Origin of the sequence: Bartonella sp. AP57NXGY, assembly GCF_042195805.1 — a bacterium.
GTDB lineage: Bacteria > Pseudomonadota > Alphaproteobacteria > Rhizobiales > Rhizobiaceae > Bartonella.
In genome coordinates this window covers 1-644 of sequence record NZ_JBHIOZ010000570.1, presented here as the reverse complement: position 1 = coordinate 644, position 644 = coordinate 1, and the positions used below count along the sequence as shown (strand labels likewise).

Annotated in this window: 1 pseudogene; it reads right to left on the bottom strand. The window is 34.0% G+C overall.

Going from position 1 to position 644, the window contains the following annotated elements:
- A pseudogene (locus ACFIL8_RS12085) lies at positions 1–617 on the bottom strand (MFS transporter); the annotation flags it as partial.
- Positions 618–644 lie beyond the last annotated feature (27 nt).

Genomic DNA, 644 nt, shown 5'->3' with positions numbered 1-644 from the left:
ACAATAGAGAATAAAGCTGTTATGATGCGTACACTGGCATCGCCTGCCAAAATCACCTCGGCTAAATTTTCACTAGGTGTGATAGCTTGTCCAATTGTTATTCCCGATATCCTAAAATAAAATTGCCCAATACCTAATAAAAAACCCATAATATAAAGGGAATATTGAGTAAAATTTAAATATAAAACAAAAGAGATTGCGATCACGGCAAAAGCCGGTGCCCCCCATACAAAAAAACGAATTAAAGATGGAAATTTCCGTAAATAATAAGATGAGATAAGACCATTGATCACAAAACCCAGTGCTGACAAAGCAAAAATAGAATTTTGAATAGCTGTAAATTTTATATTATCTGATGTTATAGAAGCAAGAACAAGTGGCAATAAAACAATAGGCCCCGTATAGAGAGAATTATTCAAAATACGATTAATCGTTAAAAAACGCAACGCAGAAATCCGCCAAAGGCACCTGAACCCAACTCCATAAGCTTTTTGAGATGGCTTTTTTAATAGCTCTTTTGCTCTGTTTAGTTGTTGTATAGACTTTATACGAAACCATAAGCAGGCATTCAAAAGATAGATAAATACAATAAAGGCTATGGCTATTTTGTGCCCCAAATGCGCAATTATAAAATATATAAGCAA